General features: G+C 57.7%; 22 protein-coding genes and 2 pseudogenes. 17 read left to right on the top strand and 7 right to left on the bottom strand.

The genetic code is table 11. The features are described 5' to 3' along the window. Positions 1–15 precede the first annotated feature (15 nt). The 4 genes and pseudogenes from F8N85_RS35790 to F8N85_RS16640 all read left to right on the top strand — a co-directional run bounded on the left by F8N85_RS35790 (position 16) and on the right by F8N85_RS16640 (position 2,707). The gene (locus tag F8N85_RS35790) at positions 16–111 is read left to right on the top strand and encodes a transposase (RefSeq protein WP_150804654.1); all 96 of its coding nucleotides are present in this window, start codon (positions 16–18) and stop codon (positions 109–111) included. A gap of 812 nt (positions 112–923) precedes the next feature. Next, the gene (locus F8N85_RS35595) at positions 924–1,190 is read left to right on the top strand and encodes a hypothetical protein (RefSeq protein WP_150804730.1); all 267 of its coding nucleotides are present in this window, start codon (positions 924–926) and stop codon (positions 1,188–1,190) included. A gap of 512 nt (positions 1,191–1,702) precedes the next feature. Further along, positions 1,703–2,162: pseudogene (locus F8N85_RS34990) on the top strand (isochorismatase family protein). A gap of 257 nt (positions 2,163–2,419) precedes the next feature. Beyond that, a complete protein-coding gene (locus tag F8N85_RS16640; protein ID WP_150804652.1) occupies positions 2,420–2,707 on the top strand; it encodes a hypothetical protein in 288 nt (95 codons plus the stop codon). A gap of 314 nt (positions 2,708–3,021) precedes the next feature. On the opposite strand, the gene F8N85_RS16635 is transcribed toward F8N85_RS16640, so the two are convergent. Then, positions 3,022–3,456: a hypothetical protein gene (locus F8N85_RS16635; RefSeq protein WP_150804651.1), complete on the bottom strand. Its 435-nt coding sequence runs from the start codon at positions 3,454–3,456 to the stop codon at positions 3,022–3,024. A gap of 720 nt (positions 3,457–4,176) precedes the next feature. Between F8N85_RS16635 and F8N85_RS16630 the strand changes: the two genes are divergently transcribed. The 7 genes from F8N85_RS16630 (at position 4,177) to F8N85_RS16600 (ending at position 9,650) form a co-directional block, all read left to right on the top strand. Continuing rightward, positions 4,177–4,566 (top strand): DUF6124 family protein, encoded by a 390-nt coding sequence (locus F8N85_RS16630; RefSeq protein ID WP_150804650.1) that lies wholly within the window; start codon positions 4,177–4,179, stop codon positions 4,564–4,566. 19 nt (positions 4,567–4,585) lie between these two features. Further along, positions 4,586–4,861 (top strand): hypothetical protein, encoded by a 276-nt coding sequence (locus F8N85_RS16625; RefSeq protein ID WP_150804649.1) that lies wholly within the window; start codon positions 4,586–4,588, stop codon positions 4,859–4,861. A 353-nt stretch (positions 4,862–5,214) separates the two neighbouring features. Further along, the gene (locus F8N85_RS16620) at positions 5,215–5,460 is read left to right on the top strand and encodes a DUF3079 domain-containing protein (protein ID WP_150804648.1); all 246 of its coding nucleotides are present in this window, start codon (positions 5,215–5,217) and stop codon (positions 5,458–5,460) included. A gap of 63 nt (positions 5,461–5,523) precedes the next feature. Next, entirely contained in the window at positions 5,524–6,327 is an 804-nt protein-coding gene (locus tag F8N85_RS16615; protein WP_150804647.1) for an alpha/beta fold hydrolase, read from the top strand. Positions 6,328–6,702: 375 nt separating this feature from the next. Beyond that, entirely contained in the window at positions 6,703–7,137 is a 435-nt protein-coding gene (locus tag F8N85_RS16610) for a hypothetical protein (protein WP_224795701.1), read from the top strand. Then, complete coding sequence (locus F8N85_RS16605) at positions 7,134–8,618, top strand: ATPase domain-containing protein (protein ID WP_150804646.1); 1,485 nt, start codon at positions 7,134–7,136, stop codon at positions 8,616–8,618. The genes F8N85_RS16610 and F8N85_RS16605 overlap by 4 nt, the downstream gene beginning before the upstream one ends. A 9-nt stretch (positions 8,619–8,627) precedes the next feature. Continuing rightward, entirely contained in the window at positions 8,628–9,650 is a 1,023-nt protein-coding gene (locus tag F8N85_RS16600; protein ID WP_150804645.1) for a sensor histidine kinase, read from the top strand. A gap of 131 nt (positions 9,651–9,781) precedes the next feature. Here the strand turns inward: F8N85_RS16600 and F8N85_RS16595 are convergent, their stop codons facing one another. Continuing rightward, positions 9,782–11,005 carry an OprD family porin gene (locus F8N85_RS16595; RefSeq protein ID WP_150804644.1) on the bottom strand — a complete coding sequence of 408 codons (1,224 nt, stop codon included), beginning with the start codon at positions 11,003–11,005 and terminating at the stop codon, positions 9,782–9,784. Positions 11,006–11,232: 227 nt separating this feature from the next. Here F8N85_RS16595 and F8N85_RS16590 point away from each other — a divergent pair, with 227 nt between their 5' ends. From F8N85_RS16590 to F8N85_RS16580, 3 genes are all read left to right on the top strand, one after another. Then, positions 11,233–12,138 carry a LysR family transcriptional regulator gene (locus tag F8N85_RS16590; protein ID WP_150804643.1) on the top strand — a complete coding sequence of 302 codons (906 nt, stop codon included), beginning with the start codon at positions 11,233–11,235 and terminating at the stop codon, positions 12,136–12,138. A 283-nt stretch (positions 12,139–12,421) separates the two neighbouring features. Beyond that, positions 12,422–13,870, top strand: coding sequence for a YfcC family protein (locus F8N85_RS16585; RefSeq protein WP_150804642.1), 1,449 nt, complete (start codon positions 12,422–12,424; stop codon positions 13,868–13,870). A gap of 90 nt (positions 13,871–13,960) precedes the next feature. Next, positions 13,961–15,820: a CocE/NonD family hydrolase gene (locus F8N85_RS16580; RefSeq protein WP_150804641.1), complete on the top strand. Its 1,860-nt coding sequence runs from the start codon at positions 13,961–13,963 to the stop codon at positions 15,818–15,820. Here F8N85_RS16580 and F8N85_RS16575 read toward each other — a convergent pair. Next, positions 15,805–16,638 carry a phosphatase PAP2 family protein gene (locus F8N85_RS16575; protein WP_150804640.1) on the bottom strand — a complete coding sequence of 278 codons (834 nt, stop codon included), beginning with the start codon at positions 16,636–16,638 and terminating at the stop codon, positions 15,805–15,807. The genes F8N85_RS16580 and F8N85_RS16575 overlap by 16 nt on opposite strands. Positions 16,639–16,668: 30 nt before the next feature. Further along, the gene (locus tag F8N85_RS16570) at positions 16,669–17,352 is read right to left on the bottom strand and encodes a histidine phosphatase family protein (RefSeq protein WP_150804728.1); all 684 of its coding nucleotides are present in this window, start codon (positions 17,350–17,352) and stop codon (positions 16,669–16,671) included. A gap of 316 nt (positions 17,353–17,668) precedes the next feature. On the opposite strand from F8N85_RS16570, the pseudogene F8N85_RS35785 reads away from it, so the two are divergent. Together F8N85_RS35785 and F8N85_RS35780 are read left to right on the top strand one after the other, a co-directional pair. Continuing rightward, positions 17,669–18,730, top strand: a pseudogene (locus F8N85_RS35785) (methyl-accepting chemotaxis protein); the annotation flags it as partial. After that, complete coding sequence (locus F8N85_RS35780; protein ID WP_412072498.1) at positions 18,725–19,588, top strand: methyl-accepting chemotaxis protein; 864 nt, start codon at positions 18,725–18,727, stop codon at positions 19,586–19,588. The pseudogene F8N85_RS35785 and the gene F8N85_RS35780, both read left to right, overlap by 6 nt. A gap of 199 nt (positions 19,589–19,787) precedes the next feature. Here F8N85_RS35780 and F8N85_RS16560 read toward each other — a convergent pair whose 3' ends face one another. Then, positions 19,788–20,207 (bottom strand): type II toxin-antitoxin system VapC family toxin, encoded by a 420-nt coding sequence (locus F8N85_RS16560; RefSeq protein WP_150804638.1) that lies wholly within the window; start codon positions 20,205–20,207, stop codon positions 19,788–19,790. Beyond that, positions 20,204–20,449: a FitA-like ribbon-helix-helix domain-containing protein gene (locus tag F8N85_RS16555; protein WP_150804637.1), complete on the bottom strand. Its 246-nt coding sequence runs from the start codon at positions 20,447–20,449 to the stop codon at positions 20,204–20,206. Before F8N85_RS16555 ends, F8N85_RS16560 begins: the two co-directional genes overlap by 4 nt. Positions 20,450–20,710: 261 nt before the next feature. Here F8N85_RS16555 and F8N85_RS16550 point away from each other — a divergent pair, with 261 nt between their 5' ends. Next, positions 20,711–21,088, top strand: coding sequence for a DUF6124 family protein (locus F8N85_RS16550; RefSeq protein WP_150804636.1), 378 nt, complete (start codon positions 20,711–20,713; stop codon positions 21,086–21,088). A 158-nt stretch (positions 21,089–21,246) separates the two neighbouring features. Here F8N85_RS16550 and F8N85_RS16545 read toward each other — a convergent pair whose 3' ends face one another. Beyond that, positions 21,247–21,615 carry a glyoxalase superfamily protein gene (locus tag F8N85_RS16545; protein ID WP_150804635.1) on the bottom strand — a complete coding sequence of 123 codons (369 nt, stop codon included), beginning with the start codon at positions 21,613–21,615 and terminating at the stop codon, positions 21,247–21,249. Positions 21,616–21,697 lie beyond the last annotated feature (82 nt).

Here is a 21,697-nt window from a genome sequence, read left to right as displayed (position 1 = left end):
TAAGCGGGTCTTTCTATGCAGCCACAACGCCGATCCTATTCCAAATCCTTCAAGGCCCAGGTAGTCCAAGAGTGCGCTCAGCCCGGCGCGTCGATTGCCAGCGTTGCGTAGCACCACAGCCTTAACGCGAACCTCGTCCATAAATGGATTCGGGTACAAACGAACGAAGTCACGCAGCTACAACCTGCTTTCATTCCGCTACCTTTACAGCTCGCCGGAGGGCATTCCCAGGTTGCTTCATCGAGCATCTGCGTTGAAATCCAGCACTCGCGTGGCACGGTCAAAGTGAACTGCCCCACTGAACATGCGGCTGAGCTTGTCGCTACTCGTGTTCATTGCGATGATGCGACCCTCTGTAACTGGCGCAACGTGGAAGGGGGCAAGCAAGGATGGCAAGTCAAAAAGGTCGACTCAGGCCAGGAAAATGCAAAGTGGTGTTCTTCGATTTGGAGTTTTACGTTCCTGAGAAGAAGCGCACAGCATCGGGTTTCTGCTACAACCCATGGGACAAGGATTGCAGGTTCATCGGTGGCTCATTCCTGGTGGCTAACCCCGAGCGGGACTTCAGCATCGCAAAATCCGAAGTCCTTAAGAAGACCAAATCCTTCTGGCTATGGGAGCATGCGACAGAGAAGGAGATGCTTGAGCATATCTATGCCTTACTCAAAACAGCATGTGACCAGGTGAAAAACGCCCATGATGGTGCGGTGTCCGCAATTTTGTGCGGGATCGGAATTACCTCCTCAGACGTTCCGATTCTGTTCGAGCTGTTCAAACGCTTTCATATCCTTTCGAATCAGCAAGCCTTCGCGTTCCAAAACAGTTTTCGAGTCGTAGACCTTTCCCTGCTCGTCATCGGGACGTTCAACAATCCTAGCAACCTCTTATATCCAAAGTCCAAAAATCACATTCTGAATAAATACATGTACGGGACGAAATTCGAGCCGGGCAAAAGCGTTTGGCAGCTCTATGAAGCTGATAACCATGCTGAGATTCAGAGCCGCGTGCTGGATGAAGTCTATTCCACCCATAAATGCTACGAGTTGATTCAGTCAGAATTCGAGTCGTTCAAGAAGCTCGAGGCAAGGAGCAAAAGGCAGGAGAAGCTTCTGAGCAAGGCCAGGGAAGCTGCGACTGAGGTTTCCTCTGAGGTTGAAGCCGCTGACTGGCCTCAACAAAGCATCCAGTGAACATAACGTCAGCATTCTGGCATTGGTGATGGGTATACCCCCTTTTAGCGGACACAACTGCCTTATCACCATGATGTCTGTACCAATGACGCATTCAAGCGTAATGCGTGGACGACAAATGCAATATGCAAATTTTTCACATTGCTTACAGATCAGTCTGCGTCTGGTGGCCTTTTACTCCCTCGGACTTTGACAGATGAGCTCGCCGGACGCTTACGAGCTTCCGGGATTGTCATAGACAACACTCCAAGAGAAAACGTGAACAGCACACCTCAACAGCTGAAAGGCATTCCAATTGGTATCCCAAATAAAAAACAAACCGTTTATTAATCATAATAATCAATAAGATAAAAGCCAGGTTCAAATTACCCCGGCCCACCAAACGAAGCATCAACGAAGCCCGCCTTGTGCGGGCTTCGTTGCATCTGGGGTTTGAGGTTTGGATTCTGGCGCAACAAGAGCAAACGCCCCGCACACCCATCCCGATTCCAGCCCCAAGCTCGAAGCCCCACATGCGCCAATCCCTGCTGATCATCGACGTCCAACCCAGTTTCTCCCCACCGCAATGGCTGGTCGAAGGCATCCAGGCATTGCTTGGCACCCTAACCAGCGTCGCCACTGTCGAGCGCCACGACGAAGCCACTACCCCTTTCAGAAACAACTCGGCTGGCACCCCACGCCGAATGACGACAGCCTGGTCCTGGCCGATCGTGTCTTCATCAAGCACGGTTACGCGCCGTCCCCGGAAACTATCGAACATCTGCAGAGCCTGAATCTGGACCGCATACTTGTTTGAGGCCTTCAGACTGAAACCTGCTGCCTGGCCGCCGGTTTTGCGCTGTTCGATGCCGACCTGCAACCGACCTTGATTACGGATCTGACGGTGGGATCGTCGCTGATCGGACGGGAGGGTTGGGGGTCAGGCTTTGGCAGCATCACTTCAGGCACACAGTGGAGTTGAGTGAAGTGTGATGGCGAATCGATGTTCAAACATCGAGGCCAGACCGGCCTAAGGATTGCCACAGGTGAAAAGGGGCGTTCTCTCGTCCTTTATCAGTGCCCCTGCCGGACCAAAACCGGCTTATTCCTCTTATCTCAAAAAGAAAATCGAATTCCTGAGCGCAGTTATAGTCTTTTGCTTAGGCCCCATTGAATGAGGCTCACAACCGACCTCGGCCAGGCCGCCCATTGAACGGCAGCACCGAGACCATCAGTTCAAGGAGATACCCATGAAGCGTTCTGCACTGGCTGGACTGCTCATTACCGCTGCAATGTTGGCCTCCCCGGTGTTTGCTGGCTCGCAGGATGATCTTTGCACTATCAACCTGCAAAAAATCCGCGACGCCAAGGTCAGCACCGAGCAAATGAGCGAGGGCTTGAAATCCGATATCGATGCCACTATTCATCAGGCAACGGCCGCTAAAGCCAGGGGCACCGAGGATGGGGCCAAAGAATGCATTTCCCTGACCACCCAGGCGATGCAGAAAATCCAGAACACCACCAAAGGTGATCAGTAAGCGAGAGTGAAGGCCGACAGCCGAGTACTGGCAGACAGGGGTTCAAATCCCCCGGCCCATCAAAAGAAGCCCGCCTTTTGCGGGCTTTGTTGCATCTGGGGTTTGGGATTTGATCGCCAGCTTCTGGCTCGACGCCCTCTACTGTGGAAGCGATGCCCTGAGGGGCTGGCTTGAACCACGAAGAGGACAGAGTCGAGTGGGGGCTGTTGGGACGATCGGGGGTTTTCACTCCCGGTCGGAGCACGATTGAGTGAGCAGGTTGGTACCTGACTCATCGTGGTCTGCCCCCGTTTTTTTCTGTTAACGAACAAACGTCAGTGTCGCAAGAGGCCTGCAGCACGAGCGCGCAAAGCCATCACCAGGGTCGCCGGCAGCTTTTTGATCTCGTCAGACCAAACCGCCAAATGTCCCCGAAACTCCTTCGATTCATCGTCATATTTCGACACGTCATCGAGTCTAAAACTGTATCGGCTCAGATAAGCCGCAGACAAATCATCGGCCAAGGCCCTGGCAGGCTCTCCAGCCATGGCCAGACACCATTGCGCAATTTCGATCACCCGCTCGCTGGGTGGTCGCGGTGTCACTCCATGTATGAAATTCAGAATGTAATTATTGTAGAGCAGCGCACCTTGCTCGGGTTCCTCCGTAGGATTGCCCGGACAAAGTCGTCGTTCCCAGGGGAGGATATAGATCTTTTTATCCATCACAGCCTGGAGTACATAGTCCGATGGTTTGACCAAACGCGGCATGACTTTCTCCTGGGAAAAAAATGCGGTTTACCTATGGTAGCTCGTCCATGGCGGCCAATAGCCGCTATCGAAAAATCACACGGGGGACTTACCCGATCGGTGAGTCGGAGACTGTTCTGGGCCAGTTTTGTTACTCGAATAGGCTTTCCAGACCCTGGTTTGCAGCGCATTCAGCATCTCCAGGCCCAGAACAATACCGTCCGCTCGCTTCTCTGGTTTACCCCCCAGAACGATTGGGACAGCACGCAAAATATGGGCCAGCAATCGCTCTGCCTCTGGCCTGATCGTGGCTTGGAAGACAACGCCGCGGCCCACGCTCAGACTATAGGCAATACTCGAGAGATTGCTAATGGCCATTAGTCAAATGATGACCGGAGAGTACCGATAATCAGATACAAGCCCGGTTACAGAACCGGTATCTCTTCGTTTGAATCAGTAACCAAGGTTGGTTACACCTTTCTGAATTAGAAACCTGAAAGGCCCACACTTGGGATGCAGGTCGATACTTACCCAACAGTGGGGAAACAATCCCCATGTTGCGTCTTCCACAGGGCAGAACCGCCCCTGAATACGAGCTTCAGACTCTTCCTGCAACCTGTGGCGTCTTCGGTGAACTGGCGAGGAACAAACTACGAAGATAATCTTCAGGGATCGCTTCAAATCAGCGATCGGTTTTGACAGGCCGGAAAGTGTAGCTTCTCGAGACAATGGAGCTTCACCATGAAAAAGATCACCCCCAATCCCCCCGAAACCCCAAGCCTTTCTGCTTACGCGTTCCTCGACTGCAGCAAACTCCGCGAGGCCGCCGAAAGCGCCCTCGACTTCCAGCTGACGCCGCCGTTGGATAAACCCAAGCTCGACAAACGGCCAGACAACCTCTTCGCCCTTACCCCCGACGTCGACACTGAAACGCTGTTGGTTCACGCCAGCGAAACGCTCGCGTCGCTAAATGTCATGACCCCGGGCTTGGCCTTCGAGCTCGAAGGCTCACGCCGCAATGTGGCGCTGGCGATTCAGCAGAGGGTGGTATTGGGTGAGCTGTTGGTGAACCGAGCGCTGGATAACCTCGCCTCACAAGCATCTGTGGTGAAGCCAACAGCCTTCCAATGAAAGCGGGAGTTTTCTACCCATGGCTCGATACATGCCCATCACCGGCCTGGACTGCACCATCCCTTCCCTGTTGATTGACACCGAAGCGCCCCTCGACGTGCTGCACGAAACCGCGGCCTACCGCATCAGCGCCGTGACGCAACTGCTGGAGAACCTCGCCCTGCGCGAGGAGATCCATAGCGATGCCGTGGTCCTGCACGATTTTGCGCGAGTGCTGGCCATTCCGTTGCGTGATGGCTGCGATTTGATGGATGTCATTGGGCGACGATTGCAGGCGCAGGTTTCGTCGTCGTAAAGATGGGTGGCCTGAAGGCTAATGCCGGTCAGTTAAAAAAATGCACAGTACTTCGACATAAACCAGAGCCTTTCGGCGAGTGTAATATCGCCAAGATCGCAGCCTGCGGCAGCTCCTACAAGTTTTGCGCACATCCGTTATTACAAGGGTGAATCGGCTCGGCGTAGGAGCTGCCGCAGGCTGCGATCTTTTTGGGAGTATCCAATGCTTAACTGACTGGCATTGGGCCTCATGCCCACAGAGAGGGTGCCCTTTTCACGCAGCGAATTCCCCATTCTTGATCACCATCAACTCCCTACCCTCCCGGGTTCTGTAGGCTGAAGGCCACTCCTACACGTCACTTGGAGATCGCCATGGCCAAGATATTCCCCATCCACCCGAAACACCCCGAGCGCATCTGCTGGGGCTGTGACAGGTACTGTCCGGCGAGCTCCCTGGCGTGTGGCAATGGCTCTGACCGCACGATGCATCCGGCCGAGATGATCGGCGATGACTGGTATTTACACGGGGATTGGGGTATTGACCCGGCCACCGTGGCGCAAAAGCCGGTGGACGATCCGAGCAGCGGTGTTATTCGGCTTGTAGAAGTTGATAAATAGCACTGTCCTCTTTTCCCGATCAGGCAAATAATTGTCCCCAGTCTCTCTTCTCCGGAGGTCTGCGTGGAACTCATCGAAGCCTTTTTTCAGGAGTCTGGCGTGGGTGCTGGCCCGGGCGTGGTGTGTTTTCACGCCAATGCGAGCAGCTCGGCGCAGTGGCGAGGGCTGTTGGAGCGCCTGGCTCCGCGGTTCCATGTGCTGGCTCTCGACTCCTATGGCGCAGGCAAGAGCCCTGCCTGGCCAGCCGATCGGATCATCAGCCTCAGCGACGAAGTTGCGCTCGCAGAGCCGGTGCTTGCCAGAGCGGGCGCACCTCTTACGCTGGTGGGTCATTCCTATGGCGCCGCAGTCGCACTGATTGCCGCGTTGCACCATCCCGAGCGGGTGCGTGCCATCGCGGTGTATGAGCCCACGCTGTTTTCGCTGCTTGATGCGCAAATGCCCCCACCCAATGAGGCGGACCTGATACGCGAGGTCGTTGCCGATGCCGGCCGAGCCCTCGATGCAGGTCACCAGGGCGCCGCCGCCGAGCGGTTCATTGACTACTGGATGGGTTCTGCAGCGTGGAAACGAACCCCGGAGCAACGCAAGCAATCCATCGCCGCTGCGGTGGCCAATGTGCGCGGCTGGGCTCACGCATTGTTGACCGAGCCGACCCCACTGCAGGCTTTTCGCTCGCTCGACATTCCAGTGCTCTACATGACAGGCAAGGACTCGCCAGCCTCGTCACTTGGGGTGGCGCGGTTACTGGCCGGGGCTCTGCCAAAAGTCGAGAGGGTGCAATTCGAGGAACTTGGGCACATGGGTCCCGTTACCCATCCAGACATCGTCAATCAGGTCATTGCACGATTTATCGAGCGCAGTTGAGTCTTCTCTTCGGCCAATAGAAATGAGTTTTTCTTCACCCTATCGGCGGTCCCCGCGCTGTACATTCCCGAGCGCTCATTTCAAGGCACTAAGGTTTCCCCGCTCTGCCGCGGGCTTTTTTGCCTGGCGAACCGTCGGTCGACTAGCTCAATGCAAGGTTTCACTTTGTATAACTTAGTGCAAACTCAAGATCAGGGTCACCGCCACCCCCATCTGCCAGAGGCAAATCGGGGAAAGGTTCGTCGGTAACGCCAACCCTGTCGGCAATCAGGATCAAAGGACGGAATATCAGCCCTCAACAGCCACTCAAACCAGCCTCCACTACACGCCTTTGGGTGTACTATCAGGGTCTATCCATCCAGATATCAGTTTGCCATGCCCACGGATAGCGAAGAGAGCAGTCAGATCGTAGCTTCTCTGGCGCACCGCGTTGGCCACAACGCTGACATTGCCCAGGTCGCCGATGCGATCGTTACAACATTGCAGGAAATGGATGCAGCCCTTACGCCGATTATCGGACAGCAAGGGGTTGCCGCGCTTTATCGCCGCAGTCTCCATCTGTGCGCCTCCACCCATCCACGCCTGGCCGGTACTTATGAAAGTGTGCAGCCCGGCATGGATCTGACGGAACTCAAATCCGTACTTGTTCAGCAAAGCGAAGCCGAAGCGATTTTTTTCGGTGAAGCGTTTCTAAAAACATTCTACGAACTGCTGACCACGCTGATCGGGCCCTCGCTCACCGCACGATTGCTTCGTGCTGTGTGGGAAAATTCTTTGGGCGGCAGCCCCGCGCAGGATACTTCGTCATGACCACCAAAGTGACAATCAACCGCTTGGCCACTGGCGTGCCAGGACTGGACGAGGTGCTTGGCGGAGGATTGCCGGAGTTTTCGTTCAACCTGATCGCCGGGCCTCCCGGCTGCGGCAAGACCACCCTGGCGCATCAGATGATGTTCGCCCTGGCCACCCCGGAACGTCCGGCGCTGTTCTTCACCGTGCTCGGTGAACCGCCGCTGAAGATGCTGCGCTACCAACAGCAGTTCGACTTTTTCGACAGCGAAGCGATCAACCATTCGGTCCGCTATATCAACCTGGCAGACGATACGCTGGCGGGCGACCTGGATGAGGTGCTGCGGCGCATCGTCGCCGAGGTCGAGGCCCACGGTCCGGCACTGGTGTTCGTCGACTCGTTCCGCTCGGTCGTGCTGGCAAGCCGAACCCAGGACAATCCGAATAACAACTTGCCGCAGTTCATTCAGCAACTGGGCATGTTGATGACCACCTGGCAGGCAACCACCTTCCTGATCGGCGAATACTTCACCGAGACCGACACCAATCCGATTTTCACCGTGGCCGACGGCCTGATCTGGCTGCGCCAGAGCGTGCAGCGCAACTCCATGGTGCGCAAAATGGAAATCATGAAGATGCGCGGCCAGCCGACATTGCCGGGGCTGCACACCTTCCGCATCGGCACTTCGGGCATCAAGGTCTTCGCACCGGCAGCGGTGTATGCCACGAAGCCGGTCGAACCGTCCGACGGCACACCGTCTTCGCGCCTGAAAATGGGCGTTCCGCGGCTGGACGAGATGCTCGGCGGTGGCCTGCCCCGTGGCTATTCGTTGCTGGTGGCCGGTCCTTCCGGCTCCGGGAAAAGTATCCTGGCGGCCACCTTCCTGGCTGAAGGTGCCCGCAATGGTGAAACCGGTGTGATCGCGGTGTTCGAGCAACGCCCCCATCATTTGCGAAGTGCCACGCTGACTCAGCTGATCCAAAGCGGTCAGGTCGGACTGGTGGACAGTCGTGCACCGGACCTGTCCATCGACGAAATCGTCCAGTTATTGTTGAGCGAAATAACCCGTCTGAAAGCGACCCGAGTGGTCATCGATTCACTTTCGGGCTTCGAGCTGGCACTGGCACCGACCTTTCGCGAAGACTTCCGTGAGTCGTTGGCCCGCATGGTCACCGCATTGACCAGTGTCGGTGTCAGCGTATTGATGACCTCCGAACTTGAAGACCGCTACACCGATCTGCGCTTCAGCCCCTATGGCACGGCGTTTCTCACCGACGCGATCATCGTTCAACGCTATATTGAAGTGCAAAGCCGCTTGCTACGCATCATGGCTGTGGTCAAAGTAAGGGCCAGCGCCCATTCCGATGAACTGCGCCTGTACCGTATCGACGACCACGGCCTGCAGATCGGCGAAATGCTTGCAGATCAAGAAGGCCTGCTCGGTGGCCGGCCGACCAAACAGATTTCAGGTGTGGAGCACCCAGGAGATAGAAAAGCTTGAGCCGGCATCATGAATGAGGCCAATGGCAAGAATGAGGGAGCGATGGCCAGTGCCGCGCGCGAACTCTTCCTGCTTGGCCAAAAAACCGTTGAAGCGCGTGCGGTACTGGCCGCGCTGCAGCAAGAGCTGGACGATGCCAATAATCGTCTGGGCGACAGCCAGCAGGTCGAGCAACTGATCGAGGCCAATCAACAGCTGGTACTGGCAATACTCCTGGCGCAATCGGACGCTCAAACACCCCTTCACTGCGAACAACAACGCCTGTATCAGGAGCTGCGTGAAGCCAACGCACAACTGGTGATCGCTGCGCTGAGTGCGCAAAACCTTCAAGCTTCGGCCGAACAGGCACTGGGGCAGCAACGGAATATTCTCACCCTGGTCGCCCATGAGCTGCGCAATCCCTTGACACCCATCAGCATGATCGCCGGGCGTCTGGTGCGGGTGCCGAGCGAAGAGTTACCGCGGATGCAGGCGCTGATCGAAGGCCAGGTTCAGCACATGTCACGGCTGGTCGACGACCTGCTGGACGTCTCCCGCGCCAGCACCGGCAAGTTGCGCCTCGATCGCCGCGTCGTGGACATGCTGCAGATCATCCACGAAGCCATCGCCGTCTGCAGCCCGGTGATGACTGCTCACCAGTTACATTTCAGTGCCCGACTTCCCGACGGCATGCTCGCGGTGAACGGCGACCCGGTGCGCCTCACTCAGATTCTGGGCAACGTCCTGGGGAATGCGGCCAAATACACACCGGCCGGGGGCATCGTCAGCCTGTCCGTAACGCTCGAAGCCGACACTCTGGTGATGAGTATTTGCGACAACGGCATCGGCATTTCGGCAAAGGCCCTGCCCTTTATTTTCGACCCCTTTGTCCAGGACGTGCACGCCGTCGGCTTCAACGGAGCCGGCTTGGGCATCGGCCTGACCGTGGTCCGCGAACTGGTGGAAGCCCACGGCGGCACGGTGATCGGACTCAGCGAAGGTGACGGTATGGGTAGCGAGTTCATCGTCAGGTTGCCATTGACGGGGCATTGACCTTTACACGCGAAAATCCCGCGCAAAACTCAATACACGCCTCTTCAGGCAAAAAAAACATCACCTCAACGGGCCCCAACGGGGTGTTTTTTTCAGTCCGCGCCAGGATCAGGCGCGCATTCACTGACCGCCTACCAAAGGGCAATGTCATACGTCAGGTACAGCCGATAGTTATCGCGGTCACTGGCGTAGGTCGAGCGGTAAGTCGCCTTGCGCAACTCGACGCCCAGGCCCTTGAGGGTGCTGTCCTGAACGACATACCGCAGGTTGGTGTCGGACTCCCACTCGCGGGCTTCGCGGCCTTTGTAATCGCCATTCTCGCCTTTGTAGTAGCGAGTCATGAAGCTCAGGCCGGGCAGCACGGCGGCGAAATCATAGTCGTAGCGCAGCATCCAAGTCTGCTCACCGGCCAGGATGAATTTGCCGACACCGGCATTACTGAACGAGTACACCGTGGCCCCACTGGTGTAAGGCAGGGCGGTGTCACCGCTGACTTTCTGGTAACCCAGGCCCAGTGCCTGGGCGCCGAGGCGATAGGTGAACAACCCGCTGAACATGTCGCTGTCGACTTTGCCGTTACGTGCCACCCCTGCTTCGCTGCTGATGAAATAACGCAAGTCGCTGGTCAGGTTGCCTGGGCCGAGCGGTTGTTTGTGGACCAGTCCAAGGAACTGCTGGCGGTAGAACTCACGCATTTCGCCGTAGTACCAAGTGCCGCTGAGGTTGGGTGTGAACCTGTAAGTCGCGCCGGCGAAATCGAACCCGCTGCCTTTGTTGCCGTTGTAGCCCTGAGGATAGATGTCCACGCTGTTGGTGGAGTTGCGTTGCTTGAACTGGTCCAGATGCCCGGCGTGCAGGTACAGATTGGAAACACCGGAGTATTCGATCTGGGTGCCGCGCAGGGTCTGCGGCAACAGACGGCCATCGTTGTGGACCAGCACCGGGATCTTCGGCAGCAGCGTACCGGTTTTCACCACGGCATCACCGATACGCATCTTCGCTGTCACGCCGAGACTGGAATATTCATTCGCGGCATGCCCGTCACCATGCACAGGCAAAAGCCCGGTGCCGGCGTGGGTCGGACTCGAGTCCAGCTTCAACCCGGCCAGCCCCAAGGCATCAAGACCAAAACCAACGGTTCCTTCGGTATAACCCGATTGCAGATTGAGCAAAAACCCCTGGGCCCACTCCTTGCGGTCCGCTCCACCGTCGCGATAACCGTCGTTGAAGTAGTAGTTGCGCAGCGTCAGTTTGCCTTGTGCATCCTCGAAAAATCCCTGGGCCATCAGCCCCGGCGAAAGACTTGCCAACAGCCCCGCACAGACGAAGCTAGCCCTCGTGAAAAGCTCACGCATAAAAAATCCCCAGTGCCGTATTGTCGGTTTTATTTGGCAGTCGCAATGATCCCGCGAACGGAAAATGATTCGTTGTTGTTTGGCTGAACGCTGGACTCAGTGTCGTTGTGGAGCGGACACTAACGGCTCGCCGGAGAGCCGACAACGTTATGCGAGAAGCGCATCAGGCTATGCGCAAATCAGGTTTCAAGACCTTTCGAAAACCCGTGACCCACAGGAAAACCAGGGTGAACCTCAAACAACTCGAAGCCTTCAAAGCCATCATGTCCACCGGCTCGACCATCGGCGCAGCGACCCGAATGGGCCTTTCCCAATCCGCGGTGAGTCGCTTGCTGAGCCAGCTCGAAGAGGCGCTGGGGTTTGCCCTGTTCCTGCGCAAGAAGGGGCGTTTGATGGCCACCCCCGAAGCCGAAGAGCTGCTCGCCGAAGTCGCCGGACTGGTCGATGGCATGCAGCGCATTCAGCGGCTGGCGGACGAGATTCGGGTCGGCCGCTCGCGCAAGAGCCTGCTCAAGGTCGGGGTACCGACCAGCATGACTCAGGAGCTGCTGCCAAAAATTGTTGCCGGGTTTCTCAAGGACCACGAGGACATCGTTGTCGAGCTGCTGACCGGCTCTTACGACACGATTGAGCGGGCGGTGCTCGACCGATCTGCCGACCTCGGATTTGTGCGCTTGCCTACGGAAATACCAGACTTCGACATCGAACCGGTGCTGGAAACCGAAGGCGTGTGCGTGATGCCGGAAGACCATCCGTTGACTCGCCATGAAGTGATAGAGGTGCAGCATTTACGGGATGTGCCGCTGGTGCTATTGGGGCGCCAGCGAGCGTTGCGGGCAGAGCTCAATCAAATCTTTCGCGGGGCCAATCTGACGCCGCAAGTGCGGATCGAAGTGCACTCGGCAGGCGCCGCGTGCAGCTTTGTCGCTGAGGGTCTGGGGGTATCGATCGTCAACGGTCTGCTGGCCAGCCATTTCCTCCATTTGCCGATTGTCACACGGCCCTTCCGACCTGCCCTGCCCTATTCCTTCGGCCTCGCCTTCCGCCGTGACGAACCGCGTTCCAGGGTGGTGAGTGCGTTTGCCGAGCACCTCAAGCAGCGTTTGAGTGAGGCCGTACACAAGGTAAATTAAGCGTCATGCCACCCGAGAACCATGACAAAACGCATAGCTCAACCCGCTCCACGCATAACGTTGTCGCCCTCGAAAGTTTGCCCTAGTGTCTGCGTCACCAAGAGCCACTACCAAAAACAATAACCGCGAGGGCCACACTCCCATGTTCATTGAAAAGCGCCACGTTGCCCCTCTTTTGACTGCCGGACCATCGCCGCACCCAGCGTAGCGTCGTCCTCGCACCGTTCATTCGGGACCTTGTGTCCCGACCTCCAACGACATGTCGCCAGCCAGGGCAAGCACCATGACTGAACCACAGATCACCATCAGCCAATCGACCGCCACCCCCCCTCTGGTGGAGTCGGGCAAGCTTCACCAACGCAAACAAATCAACCCCGCGATTATCCTCTTGAGCATCGTCCTGCTCGCCGTGGCCTTCACCTATGCGGTCAACTCCGGCAAGTTCCAGCGCCAGAATGGCCTGGTGATCCCCGGTTCCTATCAGGTGCTGGAAAAACAGGACTCGCTGAGCCAGTTGTTCTCCATCGAGCCGCGCAAGGCCAGCGATACGGCTGCCCGGCCGGTGTCGCTGGTGGAAGGCTTCATGGCCATTCCCCAAGGCATCGAAAAGCGCGCCGGGCTGATTTTCATGGTGCTGTTCATCGGCGGCATGTTCGGCGTACTGAACAAGGCAGGGGTGATAGATGCCGGGCTCGAGCGCTTGCTCGGCCTGACCCGGGGCAATATCTATGTGCTGGTGCCGACGCTGATGCTAGTGTTTTCCGCCGGCAGCACCTTCATGGGGCTGGCCAAGGAATTCATCCTGATCGTGCCGTTGATGGTTGCCATGGCCAACCGCCTCGGGCTGTCGAACCTGATCGGCCTGGCCATCGTGTGCATCTCGGTAAAGATCGGCTACCTGGCATCGATCACCAACCCGGTGGCCCTGTCCGTAGCACAACCCATGGTTGGTTTGCCGATCTTCAGCGGCATGAGCATGCGCATCGCCGCGTACGGCCTGTTCTTGCTGGTGGGCATCGCGTTTGTGCTGTGGAGCATCCGCAAACACGGGTACGACGCCAGCGCGGAAATCACCTTCGAACATAAACCATTGCCGATCCGGCACCTGATCAACCTGCTGGTCTTGGGTAGCGGCATCGCCTTCATGGTCTATGCCTCGAACCGCTGGGAGTGGAAATACCACGAGCTGTCGGCGTTCTACCTGCTGTTGAGCGTGGCCTTCACCCTGATCGCCGGTCTGGGCGCCAGCGTCGCCGCCAGTGCGTTTGTCGACGGCATGAAAAAGGTGCTGATCGCCGGTGTGCTGATCGGCCTGGCCACCGCAGTGGAAATCATCCTCAGCACCGGCCAGGTTCTGGACACTATCGTCAACGGCCTGGCCAGTGTGGTGAGTGACCACGGGCCGGTGGTGTCTGCCTATGGCATGTTCTTCGCTCAGTTGGGCCTGGATGTGTTGATTCCCTCCACCTCCGGTCAGGCGGCAGTGACCATGCCGATCTTCGGGCCGCTCGGCCAGCTGTCGGGTGTCAGCCCACAGACCACCGTCTATGCGTTCCTGCTGGGCAACGGTTTGACCAACATGATCACCCCGACCTCCAGTGGTTTGCTGGTGTTGCTGGCCACCGCGCAGGTGGGCTGGGGCCAATGGGCGCGCTACATCCTGCCACTGTTCCTGATCTATACGGCGCTGGCGATGGTCCTGCTGGCCATCGCGGTGACGACCGGTTACTGAGTGTTCAACGGCGTCCGCGGCCATGCCGTCCGGCGCCGGTTTCAATAAGGTTTTGAGATGACTTTAACGTGCGAAAGAGCGTTCCCGGCCATGCAGCTTCTGCGCAATCAACCGATCCCCATGCGCGATGGCGTGCACCTGGCCACCGATATCTACCTGCCCGTCGATGCCAAGGGCCCATTCCCGGTGGTCATCGAGCGCACACCTTACGACAAGAGCAAACCCTCACGCTCGGAAAAGCAACTCGACGGCCACCATCTTTCCCGCGAGAACATGGCAGCGCGCTTCACTGCCCAGGGGTTTGTTGCGGTATTTCAGGATTGTCGTGGCCGCTATGCTTCCGAAGGGGTGTTCACCAAGTACACCGCCGAGGGCGAGGACGGTTACGACAGCCTGGCCTGGATCATCGAGCAGCCCTGGTGCAACGGCCGGATCGGCAGTATGGGCTTGTCCTATGCCGCCCATACACAACTGGCGATGGCCTGTCTGCATCCTCCCGGATTGAGCAGCATGGTCCTGGACTCCGGCGGTTTCGCCAACGCCTTTCAGTGCGGCATCCGCCAAGGTGGCGCGTTCGAACTCAAGCAGGCGACCTGGGCCTGGAGGCAAGCCAAAGAGAGCCCCGCCGCCCTGGCCGATCCACTGATTCGCCATGCACTGGAGCAGGAAGACATTCATCAATGGTTTGGCCGCATGCCCTGGCAAGCGGGTCAGTCGCCATTGCGGCACGTCCCGGAATACGAAGCCTACCTGCTCGAACAATGGGCTCGGGGCAGCTTCGGGCCTTACTGGCAAAAGCCCGGCATTTACGCCGAAGGGCACTATGACCAACTACCGGATATCCCGGTGCTGTTCATGTCCAGTTGGTACGACGCCTATGTCAGTTCGACCCTTGCCAACTACGCGGCATTCAGCCGCAACAACAAGGCCTCGCAGCAGCTGATCATGGGGCCTTGGCTACACGGTGATCGCAATATCAGCCACAGCGGCAATGTCGAGTTCGGTCCGCGGGCGGCGTTCGATGGGCAGGTCGCCGAAAACTGGCTGAGCTGTCGCCTGAACTGGTTCGAACGCTCACTCAAAAGCCCCTTGGAGCAGACGTCCACCCACGCTGGGGTAAAGGTATTTTTGATGGGTGGCGGTAGCGGCGCCAAAGACCGCAATGGCCGGCTGGAGCACGGAGGGCGCTGGCTTGAAAGTCAGCACTGGCCGTTGCCGGGCAGTCAGCAACTGTCGCTGTACCTTGACCGGCAACAGCAGCTGAGCAGCAAGCCACCGACCGCCGATGAGGCGCATCTGAGCTATCGAGTGGATCCTGCATCACCGGTGCCGACCATTGGCGGCGCGCTGACTTCCGGCGCCCCGGTGTTCGTTGGCGGAGCCTTTGACCAACGCGAGCATCCGGACTTCTTCGGCACACGTGGCGATAACAGCCCCTTGGCAGAGCGTAGCGATGTATTGAGTTTCCAGACCGAACCGCTGAAAGACGACCTGGTGGTCGCAGGCCCGCTGCGCATCGAGCTCTGGATCGAGAGCGACGCGCCGGACACCGACTTCACTGCCAAACTGGTCGACGTCTATCCGGCCAGCGCCGACTATCCGCAGGGTTATGCAATGAACATCACCGACGGGATCCGTCGCTGCCGCTACCGTGACTCCTGGGAGGCCCCACAGCTGCTGACACCGGGAAAGAGGGTGAAGATCGTGATCGAACCTTTTGCCACCTGCAACCTGTTCAAGCGCGGCCATCGCCTGCGCCTGGACATCGCCAGCAGCAACTTCCCGCATTTCGACGTCAACCCCAACAGCGGTGAGGCCGAAGGTCAGGCACAACACCCAAGGATCGCCTGCAACACCCTGCACCTGAGCGCGAGGTTTGCCTCGCGCCTGGTGCTCACGGTCATCCCGTCAGGGCTGTTGCCAGGTTTTGAATCTCAGCCAATCGACTGAGGCTGAGCATCCACCAGCGGTTCTTCGCCTCTTTGCAGAACCGGCAGCTCAAGTCGCGCTCGCCCGTAAAATGCCAGTGCGGTCAGCAGGCAGGCGAGCCAGACGAAGATCCCCGCCCAGAAGGTGTGGGACATGTAATGCCAGCCCTGCAGCACCCGGGTGGTGCCATAGACAAAGCCGAGCAACAGCGAGCCATGCAGGATTGCTTTGGAATGGCGCCAGCGATAGCGGCGAGCCACGAAGTACAGGGCGAGCATGGTGAAACCACCCGAGGCATGACCACCTGGCCAGCAGCGGCCCGGGCCTGCGACTTTCAGCAGATCGAAATTTTCGTACCACTCTTTGTGTTCGATCTTGCCGGCGTACTGGGTGGTTTCAACCGGGCAATACACACTGGTGTGGCCTTTCAGATAATGGATGACCCCGGTACTGATCGAAAACGCAAACACCACGAACAGCCAGTCCCGGCGGTGCCGGGTCGCAAACCTGAGCAACGGAGCAATCCGCACCTTCTCCAGGAACGCGATGAGTCTGGCGTGTTTCTCGGCCTTCAACCGCGGCCAGAGAAACGACAATAATGCGCCGATAATCGCCGCTTCGCCTGTCCAGTTCGGAATGATCCGCGCCCATTTATGGGTGACTTGTTCGAACAGGCGAACGTGATTCAACGGAAACAATTTCGTCGCTGGATCGTAAAAAAGATCACTGAAGGCAATATCTATTTTTGTCAGATCAAACAACAAAAACACCACGGCAGCGCAGAGCAGTGGAATACCGAAATTCACCCAATAAAATCGGTAGCGAGAAGAAGTCAGCATCTTTTTTCCTGATTGAAGAGGCAAGCCTGTCTATTTGTTTGATAACGATTGAATTGAATGCCAGTCGCTGGCGTCAATGAAGCCGAGCATCTGTGGCTTTCCAGGCACTCCCGCGGTTGAAACGAACAGCGAGGCGCCGTAGCCCAGCGTGGCCGAAGGCAACTGCATGTCGCTTTCAAGCTGCGACATGCATTCACTGTGCGTCACCAGAACGAGGTTGCGGCCGGCCACCTTGTGGCTGAGGGCATCACTCAACATGCGCCCCTTACAGCGGATCAACCAGTCCTGGCCCGCAGTGACCTTATTGAACATGTAGAAAGACGTTTGCGCCGCCCGGGTCAACGGACTGTTGTAGATATCCGCCTTGCTCAGACCCAACCGCTCGAACTGCGAGCCAACTGCCGCGGCGACACTGCGCGAGCGCTCGGTTATACCGTCGGCACTGCCGAGACACGCCGCACTGGAGTGGTCACAACGCTCGACGTGACGAACCAGCACAATGATTTCGCCCTTGGCCCAATCCGCCTTCAGCCGCGCCACTACCGCGGCGTTGCCATTGGCCAGATCGGGGACCGCCGCGGGTTTCAGAAGAAACAGGGTCAGCGCCAAAACAATCAAGGCAGACACCAGTATGACGGCCGCATTCCTGTACCTGGCAACCCCACTCAGGCCCAGTAAACGTCTGACACTAATAAGATTGGGTCTTGATTCCACAACCAACCCGCCACCTTGGCCAACCCCTGGCAATGAACCGCACAGCACAGCGATGACCACCGTGCTCTTGAGAATGTCTGTTTTTTTGAGGTGATAGACCGGCACCCACCGCTCAACGGCTGAGCGAAACTTTAGGGGGCAGGAAGTCGGGACAGCGTGAAATGAATGTGAAAAAAAGCTTGAGAGACCGGACAAAAACCGTTTCAGCTCTCGCGATTGCTGCCGATACCTCCTACGACAAACCTTGCTGGCTACCAAAAACAACAACCTTCCAGCCACTGACGACCAACACTCGCACTGTTCCTGGAGGAATTCGATGAATAGCTGGTTCGGCAACATCAGCGTCAACCTGAAACTGGGCCTGGGTTTCGGCCTGGTACTGACGCTCACCACCCTTCTCGCCCTGACTGGCTGGACCAGCCTTGGCGGGCTGATCGATCGCAGTAACTGGATGAGCGACATCACTCAGCTGAACGCTGGCCTGACCAAACTGCGCATCACCCGCTTGCAGTACATGTTGACCAACGGCGACGAAACCGCCGCGCAGAATGTGCAAACCACTCTCGATGGTTTCGTTGCCCAGCAACAGGCGCTGCTCAGTAGTTTCAAGAGCCCGGAAAACCTCAAGCTGCTCAGAGAGCAAAGCGCGACCATCAGTGCCTACCAGCAATCGCTGAACAAAATGCGCAACGCCTACCGCACCGGCAACGCCGCTCGCCAGGTCATGGGCGACAACGCCGAAAGCGCCAACGGACTGATAAGCGCGATCAACACTCGTGTGCAGCAGATGCCCTTGAGCGACCAGCGTTTCGAACAGTTCCGGGCCATCTCCCAGGCCAAGGAAGAGTTTCTGCTTGCCCGTTATGAGGTCCGTGGCTACACCGCCACCAGCAACCCGCAAACCGAGCAAAAAGCCGTCGCCCAACTGGACGCCGCCATCGCCAGCCTGAAAGGCCTCAATGAGCATTTTGCCGACACCCAGCAAGACGCCCTGCGTCAGCTTGAAGGTGCCCTGACCCGCTACCGCAGCGCGCTGCTGGACTACAAAGCGGCGAACAGCGAAGCGATTCAGGCGCGCAAGGAAATGACCGAACAAGGCGGTGCCATCGTCGCCAGCAGCGATGCGCTGTACCAGATCCAGCTCGATCGTCGCGACGCCGAAAGCGCTCGGGCACGCACCCTGCAACTGGTCAGCACTCTGCTGGCGTTACTGGTTGGCGTGCTGGCCGCGGTGATCATCACCCGACAGATTACCCGCCCGTTGCGCGAGACCCTGGCCGTGGTCGAACGCATCGCCGCCGGCGACCTGACTCACGACGTGCACGTCACCCGTCGCGACGAACTCGGCGTGTTGCAGCAAGGCATCGTGCGCATGGGCGTAACCTTGCGCGAGCTGATCAGCGGCATTCGTGACGGCGTCACGCAGATCGCCAGCGCCGCCGAAGAGCTGTCGGCCGTCACCGAACAAACCAGTGCCGGGGTCAACAGCCAGAAGATCGAGACCGATCAGGTGGCCACTGCCATGCACGAAATGACCGCCACCGTGCAGGAAGTCGCACGCAATGCCGAGCACGCCTCGCAAGCCGCTGCGGCCGCCGACGGCGAAGCCCGCGAAGGTGACAAGGTGGTTGCCGAAGCCATCGCCCAGATCGAGCGCCTGGCCACTGAAGTCGCGCGTTCCACCGACGCCATGACCTTGCTGCAACAAGAGAGCGACAAGATCGGCAGCGTCATGGACGTGATCAAAGCCGTGGCTGAACAGACCAACCTGCTGGCGCTCAACGCGGCCATCGAAGCTGCCCGCGCCGGTGAAGCCGGTCGTGGTTTCGCGGTGGTCGCCGACGAAGTCCGCGGCCTGGCCCAGCGCACGCAGAAATCCACTGAAGAAATCCAGGGGCTGGTCGCCGGTTTGCAGAACGGTACCCAGCACGTGGCCACGGTGATGAACAACAGCCGCAGCCTGACCGCCAGTAGCGTCGAACTGACCCGCAAGGCCGGCAGTTCACTGGAAAACATCACCCGCACGGTGTCGAACATCCAGTCGATGAACCAGCAGATCGCTGCCGCCGCCGAGCAACAAAGCGCCGTGGCCGAAGAGATCAGCCGCAGCATCATCAACGTGCGCGACGTCTCCGAACAGACCGCCGCCGCCAGCGATGAAACCGCTAAATCCAGTGTTGAACTGGCGCGACTCGGAAACCAGTTGCAGATGATGGTCAGTCATTTTCGGGTGTGATTGATCACATTGTGAGCAGTTGAATAAGTGGGTGAATTACAGACCCCATCGCGAGCAGGCTCGCTCCCACGCTGGATATGCGTCGGATCACATAGTGTGATCCACACATAACCTGCTCGCGATGACTATTCAATAAGCGCCCTACATCCTGCGCCTGGAACCAGCTTCAGCTACCCATTGATCGCCGATTTTTGATCGTTCAAACGCCCCACGGATTGATAACAGACAAACCGGAAAACTCGAAATCGCGCACATTGCGCGTCGCAATCGATGCTCCATGTACTCGACAGATCGCCGCAATCTGCGCGTCCGCCATGGAGACTGCGCGCCCGTTGGCCTCACTACCGGCCACCAACATGGCGTATTCGACGGCCCCATGAGCGTCGAAGGGCAGGATCTTGCCAGCAAAATCCTCTTCGAACATCGCCATCGCCTGGGCCTCCAGCCCTTGTTTACGCTTGCCAGCAGGAAGACGGGCGATACCGTGGAGAATTTCGGCGACGGTGATCGCGCTAATGGCCAGATCCATCGCCGGTTGTGCATCAACCCAAGCCAGCACTTGAGTGGCAGGTTCAGCGCGCATGAACTCCGATAGAACATTGGTATCCAGCACAATCATTCGGTGAGATCCACGGCGGTGGCTTTTTCATGACGAGCAGGCAAGTCGAGTTCAACCCCTCCACTTGCGCTGAATCGAGCGCGAATTCGACTGGCAAGGCCTCCGGCACGATTGACCTGGGCCAACGCCCGCCCGAGGATCAGACGTGCTTCTTCTTCCATCGAGTGGCCATTGTGAGCCGCCTCGATACGCAGTTGCTCTTTGATCTGGTCGTCCAGATTACGAATAGTGATACTGGCCATGAATGCTTCCCTCGTGCAATCAATGAAATCATTGATTGAGCCTAGCACACTCCTTATGTGTTGTGTCCTGGACACCGTACAACGGCATGTCCTGAATTTCGGAGCGATCAAACTCGCGTAGGAACACAGAAATTTCCGACAGGTTTTTGAGGTTGCGTTGACCTAGGCCCATGGCTAACCTTCGTCGGTCGCTGCATATCAGCGTCCGGGCGTCGCGGCCCGCTTTTACTTGGTAGCTCCCTTCAAACCTGGAGTACCACCATGCACAAAGCCATCCCTAATCTTCCTGAAACCCCAAACGTTTCCCCCTACGAATCCCTTGATTCGAACAAACTTCACGAGGCTGCAAACCGTGCCCTCGATCATTACCTGAAGCCACCGATCAGCAATTCCCGACCCGCCGACGACCGTCCGCTACCAATCTTTGCCGTCGCCCCCGGCATCAACACCGATGCCCTGCTGCCCAATGCCTACGAAACCTTCTGTTCGGCGAGCACCTTGGTGCTGGATCTTGCCTATGACCTGGACGGCAAAGACCGCAATCTTGCCTTGGCGATTCATCAAATGATGGAGCTGGGATTATTGTTGATCGAGAAGGCGCTGGATAACGAGCATGCGGTGGGGCGGGGCAAGGTGTAGATCGGGGTTTGGCAGTTGAATCATTGGTGAATTGAAGGTCCTGTCGCGAGCAGGCTCGCTCCCACACTGAATCTGCGCCGGACTACATAGTGTGATCGACACATAACCTGTGGGAGCGGGCTCGCGATGACTTTCCAGCAGGCACCCTACAACTTCAATCAGACACTGATCGCATTGGTAAACACCAACCGATTGCCAAACGGATCACTGATGGTCATGTCCTGGCTGCCCCAGGGCATTGTCTGGATCTGTGGCTTGGCGTAGCGATAGTCCTTGGCTGACAATTGCTGGTGGAACGCTTCCAGCTCATCAGTCTCGATGCGCAATGCCGCTCCCGGCGAGCTGTCGCCGTGGTGTTCGGACAGATGCAGCACGCAGGCGTCGCGCGATACCTGCAGGTACAGCGGGAAGTTTTCTTCGAAACGATGCTGCCAGTCGAGGGTGAAGCCGAGGAAGTCGACGTAGAATTCCAGGGCCTTGGCTTCGTCGAAAATCCGCAGGATGGGGGTGGTTTTTCCAAAACTCATGGTGCTGCTCCTTGATTGAAGGTGATCATCCTATACAAGCTGAATACCTAGTACGAGCATGGGGTCCGGCAAGCAGGATCAA

The organism is Pseudomonas fluorescens (assembly GCF_902497875.1).
Lineage (GTDB): Bacteria > Pseudomonadota > Gammaproteobacteria > Pseudomonadales > Pseudomonadaceae > Aquipseudomonas > Aquipseudomonas fluorescens_BR.
Note: the sequence above shows the minus strand (reverse complement) of the source record. Positions and strands in the feature narration are given on the sequence as shown.